Annotated in this window: 19 protein-coding genes; 10 read left to right on the top strand and 9 right to left on the bottom strand. The window is 71.5% G+C overall.

The features are described from left to right. Nucleotides 1-50: 50 nt before the first annotated feature. On the top strand, nucleotides 51-761 hold the full coding sequence (locus BEK98_RS02420; protein WP_094214664.1) for a VIT1/CCC1 transporter family protein: 711 nt from the start codon (nucleotides 51-53) through the stop codon (nucleotides 759-761). Between the two features lie 110 nt (nucleotides 762-871). Then, nucleotides 872-1,918, top strand: a complete 1,047-nt coding sequence (locus BEK98_RS02415) for a zinc-dependent alcohol dehydrogenase family protein (protein WP_094214663.1) — start codon at nucleotides 872-874, stop codon at nucleotides 1,916-1,918. A 7-nt stretch (nucleotides 1,919-1,925) separates the two neighbouring features. Here BEK98_RS02415 and BEK98_RS02410 read toward each other — a convergent pair whose 3' ends face one another. From BEK98_RS02410 to BEK98_RS02400, 3 genes are all read right to left on the bottom strand, one after another. After that, nucleotides 1,926-2,936 (bottom strand): CopD family protein, encoded by a 1,011-nt coding sequence (locus tag BEK98_RS02410; protein ID WP_094214662.1) that lies wholly within the window; start codon nucleotides 2,934-2,936, stop codon nucleotides 1,926-1,928. 100 nt (nucleotides 2,937-3,036) lie between these two features. Beyond that, nucleotides 3,037-4,416 carry a CoA transferase gene (locus BEK98_RS02405; RefSeq protein WP_094214661.1) on the bottom strand — a complete coding sequence of 460 codons (1,380 nt, stop codon included), beginning with the start codon at nucleotides 4,414-4,416 and terminating at the stop codon, nucleotides 3,037-3,039. A gap of 110 nt (nucleotides 4,417-4,526) precedes the next feature. Then, nucleotides 4,527-6,053 (bottom strand): S8 family peptidase, encoded by a 1,527-nt coding sequence (locus BEK98_RS02400; RefSeq protein ID WP_094214660.1) that lies wholly within the window; start codon nucleotides 6,051-6,053, stop codon nucleotides 4,527-4,529. 284 nt (nucleotides 6,054-6,337) lie between these two features. Here BEK98_RS02400 and BEK98_RS02395 point away from each other — a divergent pair, with 284 nt between their 5' ends. From BEK98_RS02395 to moaA, 3 genes are all read left to right on the top strand, one after another. Further along, complete coding sequence (locus BEK98_RS02395) at nucleotides 6,338-6,694, top strand: DUF485 domain-containing protein (RefSeq protein ID WP_094214659.1); 357 nt, start codon at nucleotides 6,338-6,340, stop codon at nucleotides 6,692-6,694. Then, nucleotides 6,691-8,313 (top strand): solute symporter family protein, encoded by a 1,623-nt coding sequence (locus BEK98_RS02390; protein ID WP_094214658.1) that lies wholly within the window; start codon nucleotides 6,691-6,693, stop codon nucleotides 8,311-8,313. Before BEK98_RS02395 ends, BEK98_RS02390 begins: the two co-directional genes overlap by 4 nt. 155 nt (nucleotides 8,314-8,468) lie before the next feature. After that, nucleotides 8,469-9,458, top strand: coding sequence for a GTP 3',8-cyclase MoaA (moaA, locus tag BEK98_RS02385; protein WP_244201717.1), 990 nt, complete (start codon nucleotides 8,469-8,471; stop codon nucleotides 9,456-9,458). Here the strand turns inward: moaA and BEK98_RS02380 are convergent. Both BEK98_RS02380 and BEK98_RS02375 read right to left on the bottom strand, forming a co-directional pair. Beyond that, nucleotides 9,455-9,673 carry a hypothetical protein gene (locus BEK98_RS02380; RefSeq protein WP_094214656.1) on the bottom strand — a complete coding sequence of 73 codons (219 nt, stop codon included), beginning with the start codon at nucleotides 9,671-9,673 and terminating at the stop codon, nucleotides 9,455-9,457. The genes moaA and BEK98_RS02380 overlap by 4 nt on opposite strands. A 202-nt stretch (nucleotides 9,674-9,875) precedes the next feature. Beyond that, a complete protein-coding gene (locus BEK98_RS02375; RefSeq protein WP_167444071.1) occupies nucleotides 9,876-10,226 on the bottom strand; it encodes a DUF3099 domain-containing protein in 351 nt (116 codons plus the stop codon). Between the two features lie 244 nt (nucleotides 10,227-10,470). On the opposite strand from BEK98_RS02375, the gene BEK98_RS02370 reads away from it, so the two are divergent. Beyond that, nucleotides 10,471-10,749, top strand: coding sequence for a GlsB/YeaQ/YmgE family stress response membrane protein (locus BEK98_RS02370; protein WP_094214654.1), 279 nt, complete (start codon nucleotides 10,471-10,473; stop codon nucleotides 10,747-10,749). Nucleotides 10,750-10,802: 53 nt separating this feature from the next. Here BEK98_RS02370 and tyrS read toward each other — a convergent pair whose 3' ends face one another. Genes tyrS through BEK98_RS02355 form a run of 3 tightly spaced genes read right to left on the bottom strand, consistent with a single transcriptional unit; the run spans nucleotide 10,803 to nucleotide 15,043 of the window. Beyond that, entirely contained in the window at nucleotides 10,803-12,071 is a 1,269-nt protein-coding gene (gene tyrS / locus BEK98_RS02365) for a tyrosine--tRNA ligase (protein ID WP_094214653.1), read from the bottom strand. A gap of 57 nt (nucleotides 12,072-12,128) precedes the next feature. Beyond that, nucleotides 12,129-13,523: a TldD/PmbA family protein gene (locus BEK98_RS02360; RefSeq protein ID WP_094214652.1), complete on the bottom strand. Its 1,395-nt coding sequence runs from the start codon at nucleotides 13,521-13,523 to the stop codon at nucleotides 12,129-12,131. Continuing rightward, nucleotides 13,520-15,043: a TldD/PmbA family protein gene (locus tag BEK98_RS02355; protein ID WP_094214651.1), complete on the bottom strand. Its 1,524-nt coding sequence runs from the start codon at nucleotides 15,041-15,043 to the stop codon at nucleotides 13,520-13,522. The genes BEK98_RS02360 and BEK98_RS02355 overlap by 4 nt, the downstream gene beginning before the upstream one ends. A 248-nt stretch (nucleotides 15,044-15,291) precedes the next feature. Between BEK98_RS02355 and fabG the strand changes: the two genes are divergently transcribed. The 3 genes from fabG (at nucleotide 15,292) to BEK98_RS02340 (ending at nucleotide 17,283) form a co-directional block, all read left to right on the top strand. Next, nucleotides 15,292-15,996, top strand: coding sequence for a 3-oxoacyl-[acyl-carrier-protein] reductase (gene fabG / locus BEK98_RS02350; protein WP_094214650.1), 705 nt, complete (start codon nucleotides 15,292-15,294; stop codon nucleotides 15,994-15,996). Nucleotides 15,997-16,001: 5 nt separating this feature from the next. After that, nucleotides 16,002-16,769: an enoyl-ACP reductase FabI gene (gene fabI, locus BEK98_RS02345; protein ID WP_094214649.1), complete on the top strand. Its 768-nt coding sequence runs from the start codon at nucleotides 16,002-16,004 to the stop codon at nucleotides 16,767-16,769. A 166-nt stretch (nucleotides 16,770-16,935) separates the two neighbouring features. Continuing rightward, nucleotides 16,936-17,283 (top strand): hypothetical protein, encoded by a 348-nt coding sequence (locus tag BEK98_RS02340; protein ID WP_094214648.1) that lies wholly within the window; start codon nucleotides 16,936-16,938, stop codon nucleotides 17,281-17,283. Here the strand turns inward: BEK98_RS02340 and BEK98_RS02335 are convergent. After that, the gene (locus BEK98_RS02335) at nucleotides 17,261-17,953 is read right to left on the bottom strand and encodes a FadR/GntR family transcriptional regulator (protein WP_094214647.1); all 693 of its coding nucleotides are present in this window, start codon (nucleotides 17,951-17,953) and stop codon (nucleotides 17,261-17,263) included. The genes BEK98_RS02340 and BEK98_RS02335 overlap by 23 nt on opposite strands. Before the next feature lie 82 nt (nucleotides 17,954-18,035). Between BEK98_RS02335 and BEK98_RS02330 the strand changes: the two genes are divergently transcribed. Continuing rightward, nucleotides 18,036-19,340 (top strand): CynX/NimT family MFS transporter, encoded by a 1,305-nt coding sequence (locus tag BEK98_RS02330; RefSeq protein WP_425276579.1) that lies wholly within the window; start codon nucleotides 18,036-18,038, stop codon nucleotides 19,338-19,340. Nucleotides 19,341-19,397: the final 57 nt, after the last annotated feature.

Raw genomic sequence — 19,397 nt, 5'->3', positions numbered from 1 at the left:
GCGAGCGTCGGTCCGTGTCCCCTGCCGCCCGGGGTGCGATCCTCCGTCATGTGACGGAACCGACCCACGACGAGCCCCACGGAGGCGCGCTCGGCTCCCGGCTGAACTGGCTGCGCGCGGCCGTGCTGGGCGCGAACGACGGCATCGTCTCCACCGCGGGACTCGTCGTGGGCGTGGCCGGCGCGACCCAGGACCGGGCCGCCCTGCTCACCGCCGGCCTGGCCGGGCTGCTCGCCGGATCGATGTCCATGGCGGCGGGGGAGTACGTCTCCGTCTCCACCCAGCGCGACTCCGAGATGGCCGCGCTGGCCGTGGAGAAACGCGAGCTGAAGGAGCAGCCCGAGGCCGAACTGGAGGAGCTGACCGAACTGCTCCGGCAGCGCGGCCTGTCCCGGGAGGTGGCCCGGGAGGCCGCCGAGCAGCTCACCGCGCGGGACGCGCTGAAAGCACACGCGCGCGTGGAGCTGGGCATCGACCCGGACGAGCTGACCAACCCCTGGCACGCGGCCTGGGCGAGCTTCCTGTCCTTCACGGTGGGCGCGCTGCTGCCGCTCCTGGCGATCGTCCTCCCGCCGGCCGACCGGCGGCTCCCGGTGACCGTGGTCTGCGTGCTGGCCGCGCTCGTCCTCACCGGCTGGAGCAGCGCCCGGCTGGGAGCGGCCGACCCGAGGCCCGCGGTGCTGCGGAACGTGGTGGGCGGGGCGCTCGCCATGGGGGTGACGTACGCGGCGGGGACGCTGCTGGGCGCGGCGGGGGTGTAGCGGACCGCACCCTGGCCGCGCGGCCGGCGACGGGGACGACGTACCGTGAAGTGCGCTCGACCACCCCCCGAGCGCATCGCACCACACCCCGCACGAGAAGGACCCTCGCCATGCGCGCCACCACCATCCACGCCCCGTACGACATGCGCGTGGAGAACGTCCCCGAACCCATGGTGCAGCTGCCCACCGACGCCGTCGTACGGGTGCTGCGCGCCTGCATCTGCGGCAGCGACCTGTGGGCCTACCGGGGCGAGGCGGCCCGGCAGCCGGGACAGCGCATCGGGCACGAGTTTCTCGGTGTCGTCGAGGAGACCGGCTCCGAGGTGGGCACGGTGAGGCGCGGGGACCTCGTGGTCGCCCCCTTCATGTGGTCCGACGGCGTCTGCGACTACTGCCGCGAGGGCCTGACGACGTCCTGCGAGCACGGCGGCTTCTGGGGCTCCGTCGGCTACGACGGCGGCCAGGGCGAGGCCGTGCGCGTGCCCTTCGCCGACGGCACCCTCGTCCAGCTGCCCAAGGAGGCGGCTTCCGACGACCACCTGCTGTCCGCCCTGCTGACCCTCTCCGACGTCCTCGGCACCGGCCACCACGCCGCCCTCGGCGCGGGCTCCCGCCCGGGCGCCACCGTCGCCGTGGTCGGCGACGGCGCGGTGGGCCTGTGCGCGGTGCTGGCCGCCAAGCGGCTGGGCGCCGAGCGGATCATCGCGCTCGGCCGCCATGAGGTCCGTACCGACATCGCGCGCCGCTTCGGCGCCACCGATGTGGTCGCCGAGCGCGGGGACGCGGCCGTCGAGGCCGTCCGCGAGCTGACCCGCGGCCAGGGCGCACACGCCGTCGTCGAGGCCGTCGGCACGGAACAGTCCATGCGTACGGCCGTCAACATCACCCGCGACGGCGGCGCGATCGGCTTCGTCGGCGTGCCGCACGGCAGCGGCACCGGTCTGGACCTCGGCGTCATGTTCGACCGGAACATCGCGCTGCGCGGCGGTGTCGCGCCGGTCCGCGCTTACATCCCCGACCTGCTGCCCGACGTCCTCGACGGCACGATCGACCCCTCGCCGGTCTTCGACATGACCGTCGGCATCGAGGGCGTGCCGGACGGTTACAAGGCGATGGACGAGCGCACCGCCCTCAAGGTGCTCGTCACCAACGGTTAGGCACCCGCTAGGACCAGCGGATCGGCCATGGCAGCGCCGTGAGCAGGCCCGAGACCGCGACCACCGCGCCCAGGGCGACCACCTCGGCCCGCGCGGGGGTGTACGCGGTCAGCGGGTCGGCCGCCCGGCGCAGCCGGATCCGCGCCCACAGGGCGAGCGCGGCGACGACGGCGACCAGGATCACCTTGGCCAGCAGGGTGCGTCCGTACGCCGTCGTCGTCAGCTGGTCCAGGACCGTGGCCGCCGGCATGCGCCGCAGCGCACTGCACACGCCCGTCGCGGTGAGGGCCGCGAGCAGAACGGCGGCCACGCGCGCGTAGATCCCCAGCAGCGCGGCCCCGGCCGCGTGGCCGTGCCACCGCCTGAGCGTCCGCAGCGCGTGCAGCAGGCCGCCCGCCCACAGCGCCGCGCAGGTCAGGTGCACCAGCGTCAGACCCGAGCCGACCAGCGGGCTGTGCTCGGTCGTGGGGTGCGCGCGCAGCGCCTCCGCGACGACCACCGCGGCCAGCGGCCACGCCTGGGCCGCCGGGCGGCGCGAGCGCGCGCACAGCGCCGCCAGCAGGAAGGCGTTGACCTCCAGCAACGCCAGCTTGCCGTCGCGGGAGTCGTACAGGCCGCCGACGTCGATCTGGCCGAGGCTGTGCGGGACCAGGTTGCCGGTGGAGACCACCGAGGCGAGGGCCAGCGCGGCCAGGAAGCCCGCGCCGGTCGCCGACGGGGCCCAGCTGCGCGGCCGTTCGGGCGGGGCATCGGGCAGGCGCCGGGCGAGCCGGCCCACGAGCAGCTCGCCCAGCGGGACGCACAGGGCGGCGAACAACACCCCCCGCAGCAGCGCGATGCCACCGACGCCGGGAGCGGCGGCCTCCCCGGTGCCGTGCAGCGCGGCCGACGGCCCCAACAGCGGGATCAAGGCGGCCAGGGCCACCAGGACCAGGACGGCGACGGACCGGCCGGTGCCGGACCGGCGCGCCGGTCCGTTCGCGTCGGCGGCGTCGGCACTCGGTCGTATCAAGGTCACCCCGTGATCTTCGCCAGCCGTCACAGAACCGGGCAAGTCCCGGAAAACAACTGGGGCTACGGCATTCCCCTCATACGTACGTTTCCGGCCGCCCGCCCGCTCACGCCCAGCGGGCCGGGTCCGAACCCCACGGCACCGGAGGCCGCGCCCAGTCGGCGGGGCCGCCCGCGAAGGACACCGGCGGCAGCGGGTGCCGCAGCCGGCCGAGCGGGCTGTCCGTCTCGGCCAGCCAGGCGTCCGGTCCCTCGTAGGCGGCGCCACCCGTGGCCGGGTCGGTCGGGATCTCGTCCGTCAGCCAGCGCGCGGTCCGGGCGAGCGCCAGCCGGACGAGCCGGCTGCCCGCGTCGTACGACTGCTCGGTCACCGCCCGCAGCACGGCCGCCGCCAGCAGATAGCCGGTGCCGTGGTCCAGGGCCTGCGCGGGCAGTGCGCCGGGCTGGTCCGCCGAGCCCTCGGTCACCGCGATGCCGGACGCGACCTGCACCAGGCTGTCGAAGCCGCGCCGCCCGCCCCAGGGCCCGTACGCGCCCCACGCCGACACCTGCGCGACGACCAGCCCCGGGCGCCGCCCGGCCAGCGCCTCGGGGGAGAGCCCGAACCGGTCCAGGGCGCCCGGCCGGTAGCCGGTGACGACGACGTCAGCGGAGGCCAGCAGCTCCTCGAAGGTGTCCCGGTCGGTGGTGAGGTCGAGGGTCGCCGACCGTTTCCCGAAGCCCGTGTCGGCGTGCTGGTCGGCGAGTTCGGGCAGCTGCGGGGCGTCCACGCGCAGTACGTCGGCGCCGAGCAGGGCCAGCGTCCGGGTGGCGACCGGCCCGGCCAGCACCCGGGTCAGGTCGAGGACGCGGAGCCCGGCCGCGGGCAGCAGGGGAGCGGCGGCCGGATCGAGCGGGGGGAGCACGCGCGCGTGCGCCGAGTCCAGCCGCTCCCGCTCGACCAGGGGCCGGGCGGTCACCTCGGCGGCCTGCTCGTGCGCCGCCCACTCCTTCGGGGTGCGCAGCGCCACGGCGAGACCGTCGGCGCGGTACACCGCCTCCTCCACCTCCAGGGCGGAGCGTTCGGCGAGCCGGCGGGCCACCTCGTCCGCCGAGGCGTCCGCCGGCAGGCCCAGCGCGCCGAGCAACCGGGCCCGGTGGTGCGGGTAGTTGGCGTGGGTGCGCACCCAGCCGTCGGCCGTCCGCCAGAACCGCGACAGCGGCGCGAAGGCGACCGGCGTCCGCCCGTCGACCTGCAGCAGCCGCTCACTGTGGAAGGCGGCGGCGACCGACCCGTCGTCCACCCCGACCGCCGGCACCTCGGCGAGCCCCGCCCGCCGCGCCCCCAGCTCGGCGGCGGCCAGCGCACACGCCCCCACACAGGCACGCGCCAACTCCCGTACGGGCAGCCTCGCTTCGAGCGCTCCCCGACGGATGATGCTCGACGCGCGCGATGCGAGAGCGGGATCGCCGCCCACTGCATGCCAGGCAGTATTGAAAGCAATCATTACTTCACTATGCATCATTGATTGAATCAATGATTGCCCGAGGGGATGCGGATGCGGGCAGGTCCTGCCGAAGAGGCTCCGGCAGGACCTGTCCGTCAGAACTAGGTGTGCTACTCGACCGCGCGCAGTGCGTTGACGACTCCGAAGCCGTAGAAGCCGTTGACGCGCTTGCCGCCGACGCAGGTCGCGTCCACGACGCCGTCGCCGTTCCCGTCGTACGGGTCGCTCGGGCAGCCCGGGTTGTCCGCCTGGGCCTTCAGAAGGGCCTGCAGCTGGGCCGGGGTGGCGTGCGGGTGGGCCGACTTCAGCAGCGCGGCCACGGCGGCCACGTGCGGGGACGCCATCGACGTGCCCTGGAGGAAGCCGTACTGGTTGTTCGGCAGCGTGGACAGGATGCGGCCGTTCTTCGACGGCGTGTCCGGGATCTGGTACTTGTCGCCGCCCGGCCCCGCCACGTCGACGACGCCCTGGCCGTAGCTGGAGTAGTACGACTTGGTGCCCTTGACGCCCACCGCGCTCACGGTGACCACACCGGGCAGCTGGGTCGGCACGTCGAAGCACTCGTGCGGGTCGATCGTCCGCGTCGTGGCCGTGGAGTCGTCGGGGCTGGAACTGTCCACGATCGCGTCCGCGTCGAGGTCGTGGTTGGAGTTGCCGGCCGAGGCCACATTGAGCGTGCCCTTGTGTTGTGCGTACAGCTGGGCCCTGTTGACCGCGTCAACGATGGCACGTTGATCGGGGTCGTCCATGCAGTTGTACAGCCACGGATCAACGTAGTAGCTGTTGTTGGTGATCTCGATGCCGTGGTCCGCGGCGAACACGAAGGCGCAGACCACGCTTTCGGGGTAGAACAGCGAGGTCGCGTCCGGCTGGGCCACGGTGATGCTCGCGACCTTCACCCCGGGCGCCACACCCGCCACGCCTATGCCGTTGCGGGCCGCGGCTATCTCGCCCGCCACATGCGTGCCGTGGTAGTGGTCAGCGTCCACCGGCCGCCAGGCGCCGTACGTCGTGTCCGCCTTGCCGCTCACACAGTTCGCCGACTGGGACGCGGAGAAGTTCGGGGCGATGTCCGGGTGGGTGTCGTCGACGCCGGTGTCAATCACGCCGACGGTCACGTTCCTGCTGCCCGGGTTGATCGTCGCGGCCTTGTCGGCACCGATCGCCCGCAGATCCCACTGGTCGGCCTCGAGAGGCTCCTGGCCGGCCGCCGCGCCGTCGGCGAGCTTCGCGGCCTCCGCCTTCGACAGGACCTGCACCGCGCCCTCGTCCGTCGTCCCCGCCGCGGTCAGCGGAGCGGTGCGCGTGGCGCCCGCCGACTGCACTCCCCGCACGGCACGCATCTGCGCGCCGAAGTCGGGGTTCGCGGAGTGGGCGACGATCACACCGATCCGGTCGTAACTCTCCACGATGGTGCCGCCGTTGCGGGTGATGGCCTGCTGCACCGACTCGATCGTGTGGCGGTCCGTGCGGGTGTTGACCACGTACGCGAGGCCGGGGCCGTCCGCCGCCCGCGCCGCCGTGGGAGCCGGGGCCGCCGCCGAGGCCGCCGTCGGCAGGAATCCGAGCGAGACGGTCAGCGACAGCACGACCGGCACGGCGAGCGCGAGCCGGCGTCTGGAGCGCAGATGAGCCATGGGATCTCCACATCATCCGGATACAAAACCGCCCGAGACACAGGTGGTGCTCGGGCAGGTACATGACGGGTGGTGCAGGGCGAAGCTATCTCCCGGGACTGATCTACGAAAGAGCCAGGCGGACTTGAACCGCTCCGCGCGTGGCGCCGTGACCGTGGACGGAGGGCCCAGCAGGATCGTGGCCCCGCCGGTATCACTCCAGGTTGTCTGTCGGTGACTCCCTGTAGTGTGATCCCCGTCCCTGTAAGGCCGGATAGCGCATGTCCGTGACGCGAGGAGACTCCGTGGCTACCGAGACACCGCCCCCTGCGAAACCCCAAGTCCACCTTCCCTCCACCGAGGAGTTCGCCGAGGTGCAGCAGAGCGCGGAGTTCGGTGAACTGCGCCGCTCCCACCGCTCCTTCGCCTTCCCCCTGACCATCGCCTTCATCACCTGGTACCTGCTGTACGTCCTGCTCTCCAACTACGCGGACGGCTTCATGGGCACCAAGGTGGCCGGCAACGTCAACGTGGCCCTGGTCCTGGGCCTCGCCCAGTTCCTCACCACGTTCCTCATCGCCTGGTGGTACGCGCGGCACGCCGCGGCCGAGCTCGACCCCAAGGCCGAGGCCATCAAGTCCCGGATGGAGGGCGGAGCATGAGCCCCGCACACACCCTGCTGGCCGCCGGCGAGGCGAGCGAGCACCGCACGCTGATCATCACCCTGTTCGCGGTGTTCGTCGCCGCGACCCTCGTCATCACCGTCTGGGCGGGCCGGCAGACCAAGGACGCCGCCGACTTCTACGCCGGCGGCCGCCAGTTCACCGGATTCCAGAACGGCCTCGCCGTCTCCGGCGACTACATGTCCGCCGCGTCCTTCCTCGGCATCGCCGGCGCCATCGCCCTCTTCGGCTACGACGGCTTCCTCTACTCCATCGGCTTCCTCGTCGCCTGGCTCGTCGCCCTGCTCCTGGTCGCCGAACCGCTGCGCAACTCCGGCCGCTACACGATGGGCGACGTGCTGGCCTACCGGATGCGCCAGCGGCCCGTCCGCACCGCCGCCGGCACCTCCACGATCGTCGTCTCGATCTTCTACCTGCTCGCCCAGATGGCCGGCGCGGGCGTCCTGGTCTCGCTGCTCCTGGGCATCACCAGCGACGGCGGCAAGATCGGCATCGTCGCCCTGGTCGGCGTCCTGATGATCGTGTACGTCACCATCGGCGGCATGAAGGGCACCACCTGGGTCCAGATGGTCAAGGCGGTGCTGCTCATCGCGGGCGCCCTGCTGCTGACCTTCCTGGTCCTGCTGAAGTTTCACTTCAACATCTCGGACCTGCTCGGCAAGGCCGCCGACAACAGCGCCAAGGGCTCCGCGTTCCTCGAACCCGGCCTGAAGTACGGCGCCACCGGCACCACCAAGCTGGACTTCATCTCGCTCGGCATCGCCCTGGTCCTCGGCACCGCGGGCCTGCCGCACATCCTGATCCGCTTCTACACGGTCCCGACGGCCAAGGCCGCCCGTAAGTCCGTGATCTGGGCGATCGGCCTGATCGGCGCCTTCTATCTGATGACCCTCGCCCTCGGCTTCGGCGCGGCCGCGCTGATCAAACCGGACGAGATCATCGCCTCCAACAAGGCCGGCAACACCGCGGCACCCCTGCTCGCCCTCCACCTCGGCGGAGTGGACTCCAACTGGGGTGCGATCCTGCTGGCCACCATCTCCGCGGTCGCCTTCGCCACGATCCTCGCGGTCGTCGCCGGCCTGACCCTGGCCTCGTCCTCCTCCTTCGCCCACGACATCTACGCCAACGTCATCAAGAAGGGGCAGGCCACCGAGAAGCAGGAGATCAACGCGGCCCGCTACGCGACCGTCGGCATCGGCGCCGTCTCGATCGTCCTGGGCGCCCTCTCCCGCGACCTGAACGTCGCCGGCCTGGTCGCCCTCGCCTTCGCGGTCGCCGCCTCCGCCAACCTGCCGACCATCCTCTACAGCCTGTTCTGGAAGCGGTTCACCACCTCGGGCGCCCTGTGGTCGATCTACGGCGGCCTGGTCACCGCGGTCGGTCTGGTGCTGTTCTCGCCGGTGGTGTCCGGCAAGCCGACGTCGATGTTCCCCGACGTGGACTTCCACTGGTTCCCGCTGGAGAACCCCGGCATCATCTCGATCCCCGTCGGCTTCCTGCTGGGGGCCCTGGGCACCCTGCTGTCGAAGGAGGTCCCGGACGCCGGCAAGTACGCGGAGCTGGAGGTGCGGTCCCTGACCGGGACCGGAGCGCACTGAGCATCGTACGGACGGCCGCGTCGTTCAGGACTGTACGGTCCTACGACGCGGCCGCGTCTCACCTCGTAAGATCGGGCCGCTGTCGATGTCGGTGGTCTCACGTAGGCTCACAGGTGACGGAAAATGATTGCGTCGGATCGAGGGAGGGGGCCCACGTGCTCATCGACACCTACGGCCGAGTGGCCACCGACCTGAGGGTCTCGCTCACAGACCGGTGCAATCTGCGCTGTACCTACTGCATGCCCGAGGAAGGCCTGCAGTGGCTCGCCAAGCCCGATCTGCTCACGGACGACGAGATCGTCCGCCTCATCGACATCGCGGTTCGCCTGCTCGGCATCGAGGAGGTCCGCTTCACCGGGGGCGAGCCCCTGCTCCGCCCCGGCCTGGTCGGCATCGTCGAGCGCGTGGCGGCCCTCGACCCCCGCCCCCAGATGTCCCTCACGACGAATGGCATCGGCCTGAGGCGCACCGCTTCAGCCCTGAAGGCCGTGGGCCTGGACCGGGTCAACGTCTCCCTGGACACCCTGCGCCCCGACGTCTTCAAGGCCCTCACCCGCCGCGACCGCCACAAGGACGTCATCGCGGGCCTCGAAGCCGCCCGCGAGGCGGGCCTCACCCCGGTCAAGGTGAACACGGTCCTGATGCCGGGCCTGAACGAGGACGAGGCCCCGGACCTGCTGGCCTGGGCGCTGGAGCACGAGTACGAGCTGCGTTTCATCGAGCAGATGCCGCTCGACGCCCAGCACGGCTGGAAGCGCGAGGGCATGGTCACCGCCGGGGACATCCTGGCGTCCCTGCGCACCCGCTTCGACCTCACCCCCGAGGGCGCGGACGAGCGCGGCTCGGCACCGGCGGAGCGCTGGCTGGTCAACGGCGGCCCACAGCGGGTCGGCGTGATCGCCTCGGTCACCCGCCCGTTCTGCGCGGCCTGCGACCGCACCCGCCTCACCGCCGACGGCCAGATACGCACCTGTCTGTTCGCCACCGAGGAGACCGACCTCCGCGCGGCCCTGCGCTCCGACGCCCCCGACGAGGAGATCGCCCGGATCTGGCGCCTGGCGATGTGGGGGAAGAAGGCGGGAGCGGGCCTGGACGACCCGTCGTTCGTGCAGCCGGACCGACCGATGTCGGCGATCGGCGGCTAGGACTCCTCGGACCCTTCCCAGTCCTCGAACCTCACCACGTCCTTCAGGAACCCCCGGATCCCGAGGAACTGCGAAAGATGCTCGCGGTGCTCCTCGCAGGCGAGCCATGTCTTGCGCCGCTCCGGCGTGTGGATCTTCGGGTTGTTCCACGCCAGCACCCAAACGGCATCGGCACGGCAGCCCTTGGCGGAGCAGATGGGGGTCTCGTCACTCACGGGTTCGTCACTGGTTCCGTCTCACAGAGCCCCCGCAAACAAGGCGACGCCGAGCAGCCACGGGGGGAGCTGCCCGGCGTCGGTCTGTCGCTCCGACGGGGGATGCGGAGCGCGTACGCAGTATGTCACGGGTCACCCGTCGCCCGGCACTGGAAGTGCACGATTGATCTGAGCTTTTCTTGAGCTTGACGTTGGAGCGCTGTCAGTTTCCGCCCGGCTTGTCCTCCGGAACGGCCTCCTCCTCCGCGCGCGGCGGCGTGATCATCGGCCGTGTCGGCGCGGCGATGAAGGTCGACGGAAGAGAGGGCGGCCGCTCCCGGCCGGCGTTCGCGATCACCACGGCGACATAGGGGAGGAGCGCACCGAACACCAGCGCCACGACGGCGACGTACCGTTCGACGTTCCACAGCGTGGCCGCGAGGATCACGGAGGCGGTGCGGATCGTCATCGAGATGACGTACCGCCGCTGCCGGCCCCGTACGTCCTCGGCCAGCCCGGTCCGGGCACCGGTGATCCGGAACACCTGGGCGCTGCCACCGTGCTGCTTGCGCATCACACTCCACCATCCGCCCGCATCGGACTCTCCCCGGCCCGCACCGTCGTCCACGCCCGGCGGGGAACCGGACCAGGACATCTCCACGTTACGCCGCGGTCGTACGGCCGACGAGACCGGGTCGTCTCCTGCCTGCGTGAACGTCCTGGGGCGTGCCGCCTACGGGGGTACCCGACATGCGCCGTACAGCGGACGGACCCAGACTGACCGTAATGCTCACGTCGAGCCGTACGAGGAGGCAGCCATGGGCTGGTTGTGGGCGATCATCGTGGGATTCGTGCTGGGCCTCATCGCGAAGGCGATCATCCCGGGCAAGCAGCACAGCCCCCTGTGGCTGACCACCATCTGCGGCATCCTGGGCGCCATCGCCGGCAACGCGATCGCCGCCGCGCTCGGCGTCGCGGAGACCCGCGGCATCGACTGGAGCCGGCACGCCTTCCAGCTCATCGCCGCGATCATCATCGTCTTCGCCGTGGACATGCTCTACATGGCGACGCTGGGCAAGAAGAAGCAGCAGGCCTGACGGCGGACACGGCGAAGGGCGGCCCCGCTTCGGGGGCCGCCCTTCGGTCTGTCCTAAGCGCCGGTGACCTCTACCGCGGCCAGGTTCTTCTTGCCCCGCCGCAGCACCAGCCACCGCCCGTGCAGCAGTTCCTCCTTGGACGGCACCGCGTCCTCGGCGGTGACCTTCGCGTTGTTCACGTAGGCCCCGCCCTCCTTCACGGTCCGCCGCGCGGCGGACTTGCTGGCCACCAGGCCGACCTCGGCGAACAGGTCGACCACCTGACCCAGCTCGGCGACCTGGATGTGCGGCACCTCGGACAGCGCCGCCGCCAGCGTCCGCTCGTCCAGCTCCGCCAGGTCGCCCTGGCCGAACAGGGCCTTGGACGCGGCGATCACGGCGGCCGTCTGGTCGGCGCCGTGCACCAGCGTCGTCAGCTCCTCGGCGAGCGCGCGCTGTGCGGCACGGGCTTGCGGTCGCTCCTGGGTCTGCTGCTCCAGCTCCTCCAGTTCCTCGCGGGACTTGAAGGACAGGATGCGCATGTACTTCGAGATGTCACGGTCGTCCACGTTCAGCCAGAACTGGTAGAACGCGTACGGCGTCGTCATCTCCGGGTCGAGCCAGACGGCGCCGCCCTCGGTCTTGCCGAACTTGGTGCCGTCCGCCTTGGTCATCAGCGGGGTGGCCAGGGCGTGCGCCTCGGCGGCCGGCTCCAGCCGGTGGATCAGGTCGAGACCGGCCGTGAGGTTGCCCCACTGGTCGCTGCCGCCCTGCTGGAGCGTGCAGCCGTACCGCCGGTACAGCTGCAGGAAGTCCATGCCCTGCAGCAGCTGGTAGCTGAACTCGGTGTAGCTGATGCCCTGGTCGGACTCCAGGCGGCGGGCCACGGAGTCCTTCGTCAGCATCTTGTTGACGCGGAAGTGCTTGCCGATGTCCCGCAGGAACTCGATCGCGGAGAGGTTCGCGGTCCAGTCGAGGTTGTTCACCATGACCGCCGCGTTCTCGCCCTCGAAGGACAGGAACGGCTCGATCTGGGCGCGCAGCCTGCCCACCCAGCCGGCCACCGTCTCCGGGTCGTTCAGCGTGCGCTCCGCGGTGGGGCGCGGGTCACCGATCAGGCCCGTCGCGCCGCCGACCAGCGCCAGCGGCCGGTGCCCGGCCTGCTGGAGCCGGCGCACGGTGAGCACCTGCACCAGATGCCCCACGTGCAGCGACGGCGCGGTCGGGTCGAAACCGCAATAGAACGTGACGGGACCGTCCGCGAGAGCCTTGCGCAAAGCGTCCTCGTCGGTGGACAGGGCGAACAGCCCACGCCACTTCAGCTCGTCGACGATGTCCGTCACGGTTCTCGTGTCTCCTCGGTGATCCGGTGGGCAGTCGGGTGACAGCCGACTACGAGGTTATACGCCCTGACTGACAGAGCTCATGTTGAAATCGGGGATCCGCAGCGCGGGCATCGCGGCCCGGGTGAAGTAGTCGCTCCACTCCCGCGGCAGCGTCTTCTCCGTGCGCCCCGCCTCCGCGGCCCGGCCGAGCAGGTCCACCGGCGACTCGTTGAACCGGAAGTTGTTCACCTGCCCGGTCACCTCGCCGTTCTCCACGAGGTAGACGCCGTCCCGGGTCAGGCCGGTGAGCAGCAGCGTCGCCGGGTCGACCTCGCGGATGTACCACAGGCAGGTCAGCAGCAGCCCGCGCTCGGTGTGCGCGACCATCTCCTCGAGGGAGCGGTCCTGCCCGCCGTCCAGGATCAGGTTCCCGATCGCCGGGGCGACCGGCAGCCCGGTCAGGCCCGCGCTGTGCCGGGTGGTGATCAGGTGCTTGAGCACGCCCTCGCCGATCCACTCGGTGGGATGCGCCGGCAGTCCGTTGTCGAACACGGACTGGTCGCCGCCCGAGGAGTGGGCGACCACGAAGGGCGAGCACTCCAGGCCCGGCTCGTTCGGGTCGCTGCGCAGGGTCAGCGGCAGCTCGCTCAGCTTTTCGTCGACGCGGGTGCCGCCGCCCGGCTTGGAGAACACCGTCCGGCCCTCGGCCGCGTCCCGGCCCGAGGCCGACCAGAGCTGGTAGATCAGCAGGTCCGCGACCGCGGTCGGCGGCAGCAGCGTCTCGTACCGGCCCGCGGGCAGCTCCACGCGCCGCTCGGCCCAGCCGAGACGTACCGCCAGTTCGGCGTCCAGGGCGCCCGGGTCGACGTCCTTGAAGTCCCGGGTGGAGCGGCCCGCCCACGCCGAGCGGGCGCGGTCCGGGGACTTGGCGTTCAGCTCCAGCGTGCCGGTCGGCTGGTCGTGCCTGAGGCGCAGCCCCGTGGACGTGCCCATGTACGTGGACACCATCTCGTGGTTGGCGAAGCCGTACAGCTCGCGGCCGCCGGTACGCGCGCGTGCGAAGGCCTCGCCGAGCGCGGGGGCGAAGTCCGCGAAGACGGCCGAGGAGGTCTCGGCGGGCGCGTCCGTGAAGTCCGGGGACTGCGGGACACCGGTGACCAGCGGCTGGGCGTCCTCGGCCGGCCCGGCCCCCCGCGCGGCCGCCTCGGCGGCCCGCACCAGCGGTTCCAGCTCATCGGCGGTCACCGCGGACCGCGAGACGACACCGGAGGCGGTGCCCTCCTTGCCGTCCACGGTCGCGATCACCGTGAGGGTACGACCGCGGGTCACCCCGTTGGTGGTGAGCGCGTTGCCGGCCCAGCGCAGGTTGGCGGTCGACTCCTCGTCGGCGATGACGACGCAGCCGTCGGCCCGGGACAGCGCGAGGGCCTGCTCGACGACCTCGTGCGGCTTGGTGGTACGGGCGCTCATCGACCGGCCTCCTGCGTGGTGTTCAGAATGTTGACGCCCTTGAAGAGGGCGGAGGGGCACCCGTGGGACACGGCTGCGACCTGGCCCGGCTGGGCCTTGCCGCAGTTGAAGGCGCCGCCCAGGACGTAGGTCTGCGGGCCGCCCACGGCCGCCATCGACCCCCAGAAGTCGGTGGTCGTGGCCTGGTAGGCGACGTCCTTCAGCTGCCCGGTGATCCGCCCGTTCTCGATCTTGAAGAAGCGCTGCCCGGTGAACTGGAAGTTGTACCGCTGCATGTCGATCGACCAGGACCGGTCGCCGACGACGTAGATGCCCCGGTCGACGCCCCCGATCAGGTCCTCGGTGGACAGCCCGGCGGGATCCGGCTGCAGGGACACGTTGGCCATGCGCTGCACCGGCACGTGCCCGGGGGAGTCGGCGAACGCGCACCCGTTGGACCGGTCGAACCCGGTCAGCCTCGCGATCCTGCGGTCCAGCTGGTAGCCGACGAGCGTGCCGTCCTTCACCAGGTCCCAGGACTGCGCCTCGACGCCCTCGTCGTCGTAGCCGACGGTCGCGAGGCCGTGCTCGGCGGTGCGGTCACCGGTGACGTTCATCAGCTCGGAGCCGTACCTCAGCTTGCCGAGCTGGTCGAAGGTGGCGAAGGAGGTGCCGGCGTAGGCGGCCTCGTAGCCGAGCGCGCGGTCCAGCTCGGTGGCGTGTCCGATGGACTCGTGGATGGTCAGCCACAGGTTGGACGGGTCGACCACCAGGTCGTACAGGCCCGCCTCCACGCTCGGCGCCCGCATCTTCTCGGCCAGCAGCTCGGGGATCTGCTCCAGTTCGGTGTCCCAGTCCCAGCCGGTCCCGGTCAGGTACTCCCAGCCACGCCCGACGGGCGGCGCGAGGGTGCGCATCGAGTCGAACTCACCGCTCGACTCGTCGACCGACACGGCCGTCAGCTGCGGATGCAGCCGGACCCGCTGCTGGGTGGTCACGGTGCCCGCGGTGTCGGCGTAGAACTTGTTCTCGTGCACGGTGAGCAGCGAGGCGTCCACGTGGTTCACGCCGCTCGCGGCCAGCAGCCGGTTGCTCCACTCCGCGAGCAGCGCGGCCTTCTCCTCGTCGGGCACCGAGAACGGGTCGATCTCGTACGACGACACCCACGTCCGCTCGGCGTGCACCGGCTCGCCGGCCAGCTCCACCCGCTCGTCCGACCCGGCGGCCTTGATCACCTGCGCCGAGAGCTTCGCCATCGCCACCGCCTGCGAGGCGACCTTGGCGGCCGCGTCCAGGGTCAGGTCCACCCCGGACGCGAAGCCCCACGTACCGCCGTGCACGACCCGGACCGCGTACCCGAGGTCGGTGGTGTCCGACGTTCCCGCGGGCTTGGCGTCCCTGAGCCGCCAGGAGGCGCTGCGCACCCGCTCGAACCGGAAGTCCGCATGCTCGGCCCCCAGCGCACGCGCGCGTGCGAGCGCGGCGTCGGCCAGAGCCCTTAGCGGAAGCGCCGTGAAGGCTTCGTCGATGGAATGAGGCACGGAGGTCTCCCTGCTGTCGTGGCCTGTCGGTTCCGATCATGTCGTGGGAGTGGCCCGGCGGACCACATGTTTCGGTCCGATACCGGTCCATTCTGTAGGGACCCCACAGCGTCGCACTCGCGCCACTGTCGGTGCCCGCTTGCCCGCGGAAGCGGCGCTACCGATAGGTTTTCGATGAAGCCGCCTGCCATCCAGCTGTTCGGGCGGGCTGCCCGACCGCATCAGACCGCTAACGAAAGGGTGATCCGTTGAGCCGCTCGGTTCTCGTCACCGGAGGCAACCGGGGCATCGGCCTCGCCATCGCCCGCGCTTTCGCCGACGCCGGCGACAAGGTCGCGATCACGTACCGCTCGGGTGAGCCGCCGGCCGGCTTCCTCGCCGTCAAGTGCGACATCACCGACGCCGAGCAGGTGGAGCAGGCCTACAAGGAGATCGAGGACCAGCACGGTCCGGTCGAGGTCCTCGTCGCCAACGCCGGTGTCACCAAGGACCAGCTCCTGATGCGCATGTCCGAGGAGGACTTCACCTCGGTCATCGACACCAACCTCACGGGCACCTTCCGCGTGGTCAAGCGTGCCAACCGCGGCATGCTGCGGGCCAAGAAGGGCCGCGTCGTCCTGATCTCCTCCGTGGTCGGCCTGCTCGGTCAGGCGGGGCAGGCGAACTACGCCGCCTCCAAGGCCGCCATGGTCGGCTTCGCGCGTTCCCTCGCCCGTGAGCTGGGGTCGCGCAACATCACCTTCAACGTCGTCGCGCCCGGCTTCGTCGACACCGACATGACCAAGGCGCTCACCGAGCAGCAGCGCGAGAGCATCGTGTCGCAGGTGCCGCTCGGCCGTTACGCGCAGCCGGAGGAGATCGCCGCGACGGTGCGGTTCCTCGCCTCGGACGACGCCTCGTACATCACTGGAGCCGTCATCCCCGTTGACGGCGGACTGGGAATGGGTCACTGATCACCATGAGCGGAATCCTCGAGGGCAAGCGCATCCTGATCACGGGTGTGCTGATGGAGTCGTCCATCGCCTTCCACGTCGCCAAGCTCGCCCAGGAGCAGGGCGCCGAGATCATCCTGACCGCCTTCCCGCGGCCCACGCTGACCGAGCGCATCGCCAAGAAGCTGCCGAAGCCGACCAAGGTCATCGAGCTGGACGTCACCAACGACGAGCACCTCGCCCGCCTGGCCGACGTGGTCGGCGAGGAGCTGGGCGGCCTCGACGGCATCGTCCACTCCATCGGCTTCGCCCCGCAGGACGCGCTCGGCGGCAACTTCCTCAACACGCCGTTCGAGTCGGTCGCCACCGCCATGCACGTCTCGGCGTTCTCCCTGAAGTCGCTGACCATGGCCTGCCTGCCGCTGATGCAGAACGGCGGCTCGGTCGTCGGCCTCACCTTCGACGCGTCCTTCGCCTGGCCGCAGTACGACTGGATGGGCCCGGCCAAGGCCGCCCTGGAGGCCACCAGCCGCTACATCGCCCGCGACCTGGGCAAGCAGAACATCCGCTGCAACCTCATCTCCGCCGGCCCGCTCGGCTCGATGGCCGCCAAGTCCATCCCGGGCTTCAGCGATCTGGCCTCCGTGTGGGACACCCGCTCCCCGCTGGAGTGGGACCTCAAGGACCCGGAGCCGGCCGGCAAGGGTGTCGTCGCGCTGCTGAGCGACTGGTTCCCGAAGACCACCGGCGAGATCATCCACGTGGACGGCGGTCTGCACGCCATCGGCGCGTGACCCTCGCCTGACGTCGACGCCCCGTTCCCCGTTCCCCGCGGTCCGCGGGGAACGGGGCGTCACTCGTTCGGCCTACCCGGCCGGGCGCGACCGGGGGCAACGGCGCACTCTGGATCACGGGTTCACCCCGCGCATCCCTCCGCAGCCCGGCCGAGGAGGTCCCCTTGTGCGCCTGTCCCGCAGCCTGGCCCCGGTGACCGTGGCCGTAGCCCTCGTGCTCTCCCTGCCGTACGACGCGCTGTCCCATGCGCGCGTGGGCCACGGCAAGCCCGCGCCGGACCTGTTCGGCGCCGAGTGCCGTACGACCGTCACCGGCTCCCACGTGGTGGCGTACTGCCACAACCCCTACGTCGACACCGACCGGGTACGGCTGCACATCGAATGCGCCCGCTGGTGGGACATCGACACCGACAGCGCCCCGGTGGACACCGCGCCCGCCATGACCGTACGGCTGACCGGCCGGTGCTGGAAGGAAGTCCGCTCGGTGTGGATCAGCCACCAGAAGGCGCGCTGAACCTGCCCGGACGGCACAGGAACGGATAGCTCGCGGCCTCCGTGGCGGCGGCCTCCGCGTCCCCCGCGCGGATCGCGTCCACCAGCCGGGTGTGATCCATGTACGTCTCGGGCGTCAGCTCGGCGCCGACGTCCGCGCGCAGCCAGTCCCGCAGCACCTCTCCCAGGTCGGCGTACATGGCCGTCATGACGTCGTTGTGGGAGGCGGCCACCACGGCCAGGTGGAAGGTGGCGTCCGCGGTCACGAACGCCTCGGCCTCGCCGGTCTCCCAGGCCTCCTCGCGCCGCGTCAGCAGCCCGTCCAGCTGTTTGAGGTCCTTCTCGGTGCGCCGCTCGGCGGCCAGCTTGGCCGCCGCCGACTCCAGCGTGGAGCGCAGCTCGGCGATGTGCCGGGGGTCGGCGTCCGCGAACCGGCGGTGCATCACGCCGGCCAGCTCGCTCGTCGCCGCGACGTACGTGCCCGAGCCCTGGCGGATGTCCAGCAGACCGTTGTGCGCCAGCGCGCGGACCGCCTCGCGGACGGTGTTGCGGGCGACCCCGAGCTGCTCGACCAGCTCCGGCTCGGTCGGGATGCGGGAGCCGACCGGCCACTCGCCGGAGGCGATCTGATTGCGCAGCTCGGCGATGACCTGCTCGGACAGCGCCGAACGGCGCGGGTGGCTCAGGGGCATGGCCCACCTTCGCACGCGAGGCCGGGGCGGATACGTCCCGGGGATGGACAACCAATCATCCCATGATTCTATGATGGGTGACATGGCTAGTGAGGAAACCCGGACCACGGAAACCCGTACGGAGCAGTCGAACACCGAACGCGCTACGAGCACTGCGGCGAACGCGCGGGAAACGGCCCCCACGCGCGCGTGGGCGACACGGCTGGTCGTCGTCGGCATCGTGCTGTCCGCGCTGAACCTCCGGCCGGCCATCACGAGCCTCGGCGCGCTCCTGGAGGAGGTCCGCGACGGCCTCGGCATGAGCGGCAGCGTGGCCGGGCTGCTCACCTCCGTTCCTCCGCTCTGCTTCGCCGTCTTCGGCGTCACCGCACCCCGGCTGGCCCGCCGCTTCGGAGCGTCCGCGGTGGTGTGCGCGGGCATGGCCGCCATCACCGCGGGCCTGCTGATACGGCCCTACGCCGGCGGCACGGCCGGCTTCCTGGCCGCCAGCGCGCTCACCCTCATGGGCATCGCCGTCAGCAACGTGCTGATGCCGGTCATCGTCAAGCGCTGGTTCCCCGACCGCGTCGGCTCCATGACCGGCCTGTACTCCATGGCCCTCGCCCTCGGCACCTCCCTCGCCGCCGCGGTCACCGTGCCCATGACCGCCGCCCTGGGCGGCAGGTGGCAGTCCGGACTCGCCGTGTGGGCGGTGCTCGCCGCCGCCGCCGTACTGCCCTGGCTGCCGCTGGTACGGGAGCGGGGCGCCGCCGCCCGGGTGCCGATGGCCGCGGCGGGGGAGCAGCCGCGGAAGGCCCCGCTGCGCATCACCCGCAGCCGTACCGCCTGGGCGCTCGCCGTCTTCTTCGGACTCCAGGCCACCGCCGCGTACATCACGATGGGCTGGATGGCCCAGATCTTCCGCGACTCCGGTGTTCCCGCGGGCACGGCGGGCCTGCTCCTCGCCGTCACCATGGTGATGGGCGTGCCGCTGGCCTTCGTCATCCCGCGGGTCGCCACCCGGCTGCCCCACCAGGGGCCGATCGTGCTCGTCCTGGGTGTGTGCGGACTCGCCGGATACGCCGGCCTGTACTTCGCGCCGGCCGGCGGCGCCTGGGCCTGGGCGGTGCTGCTCGGCGTCTCCAACTGCGCCTTCCCGCTGGCGTTGACCATGGTCGGCATGCGGGCCAGGACCGGCCCGGGCGTGGCCCAGCTGTCCGCGTTCGCCCAGAGCACCGGCTATCTGATCTCCATCCCCGGCCCGCTGCTGGTCGGTGTGCTCTACCAGCAGAGCGGCGGCTGGGGGCTGCCGATCGCCCTCATGGCGGGCCTGATGCTCCCCCAGATGGCGGTGGGCTTCCTGGCGGGCCGCGACCGCATCGTGGAGGACGAGGCGACGGCGCGCTGACGACTCCGGCGCAGGGCCGACGACCCCGGCGCCAGGGGCGCGCGCGGCGGGTGCGAG

This window comes from Streptomyces diastatochromogenes (assembly GCF_002242805.1).
Lineage (GTDB): Bacteria > Actinomycetota > Actinomycetes > Streptomycetales > Streptomycetaceae > Streptomyces > Streptomyces diastatochromogenes.
Note: the sequence above shows the minus strand (reverse complement) of the source record. Positions and strands in the feature narration are given on the sequence as shown.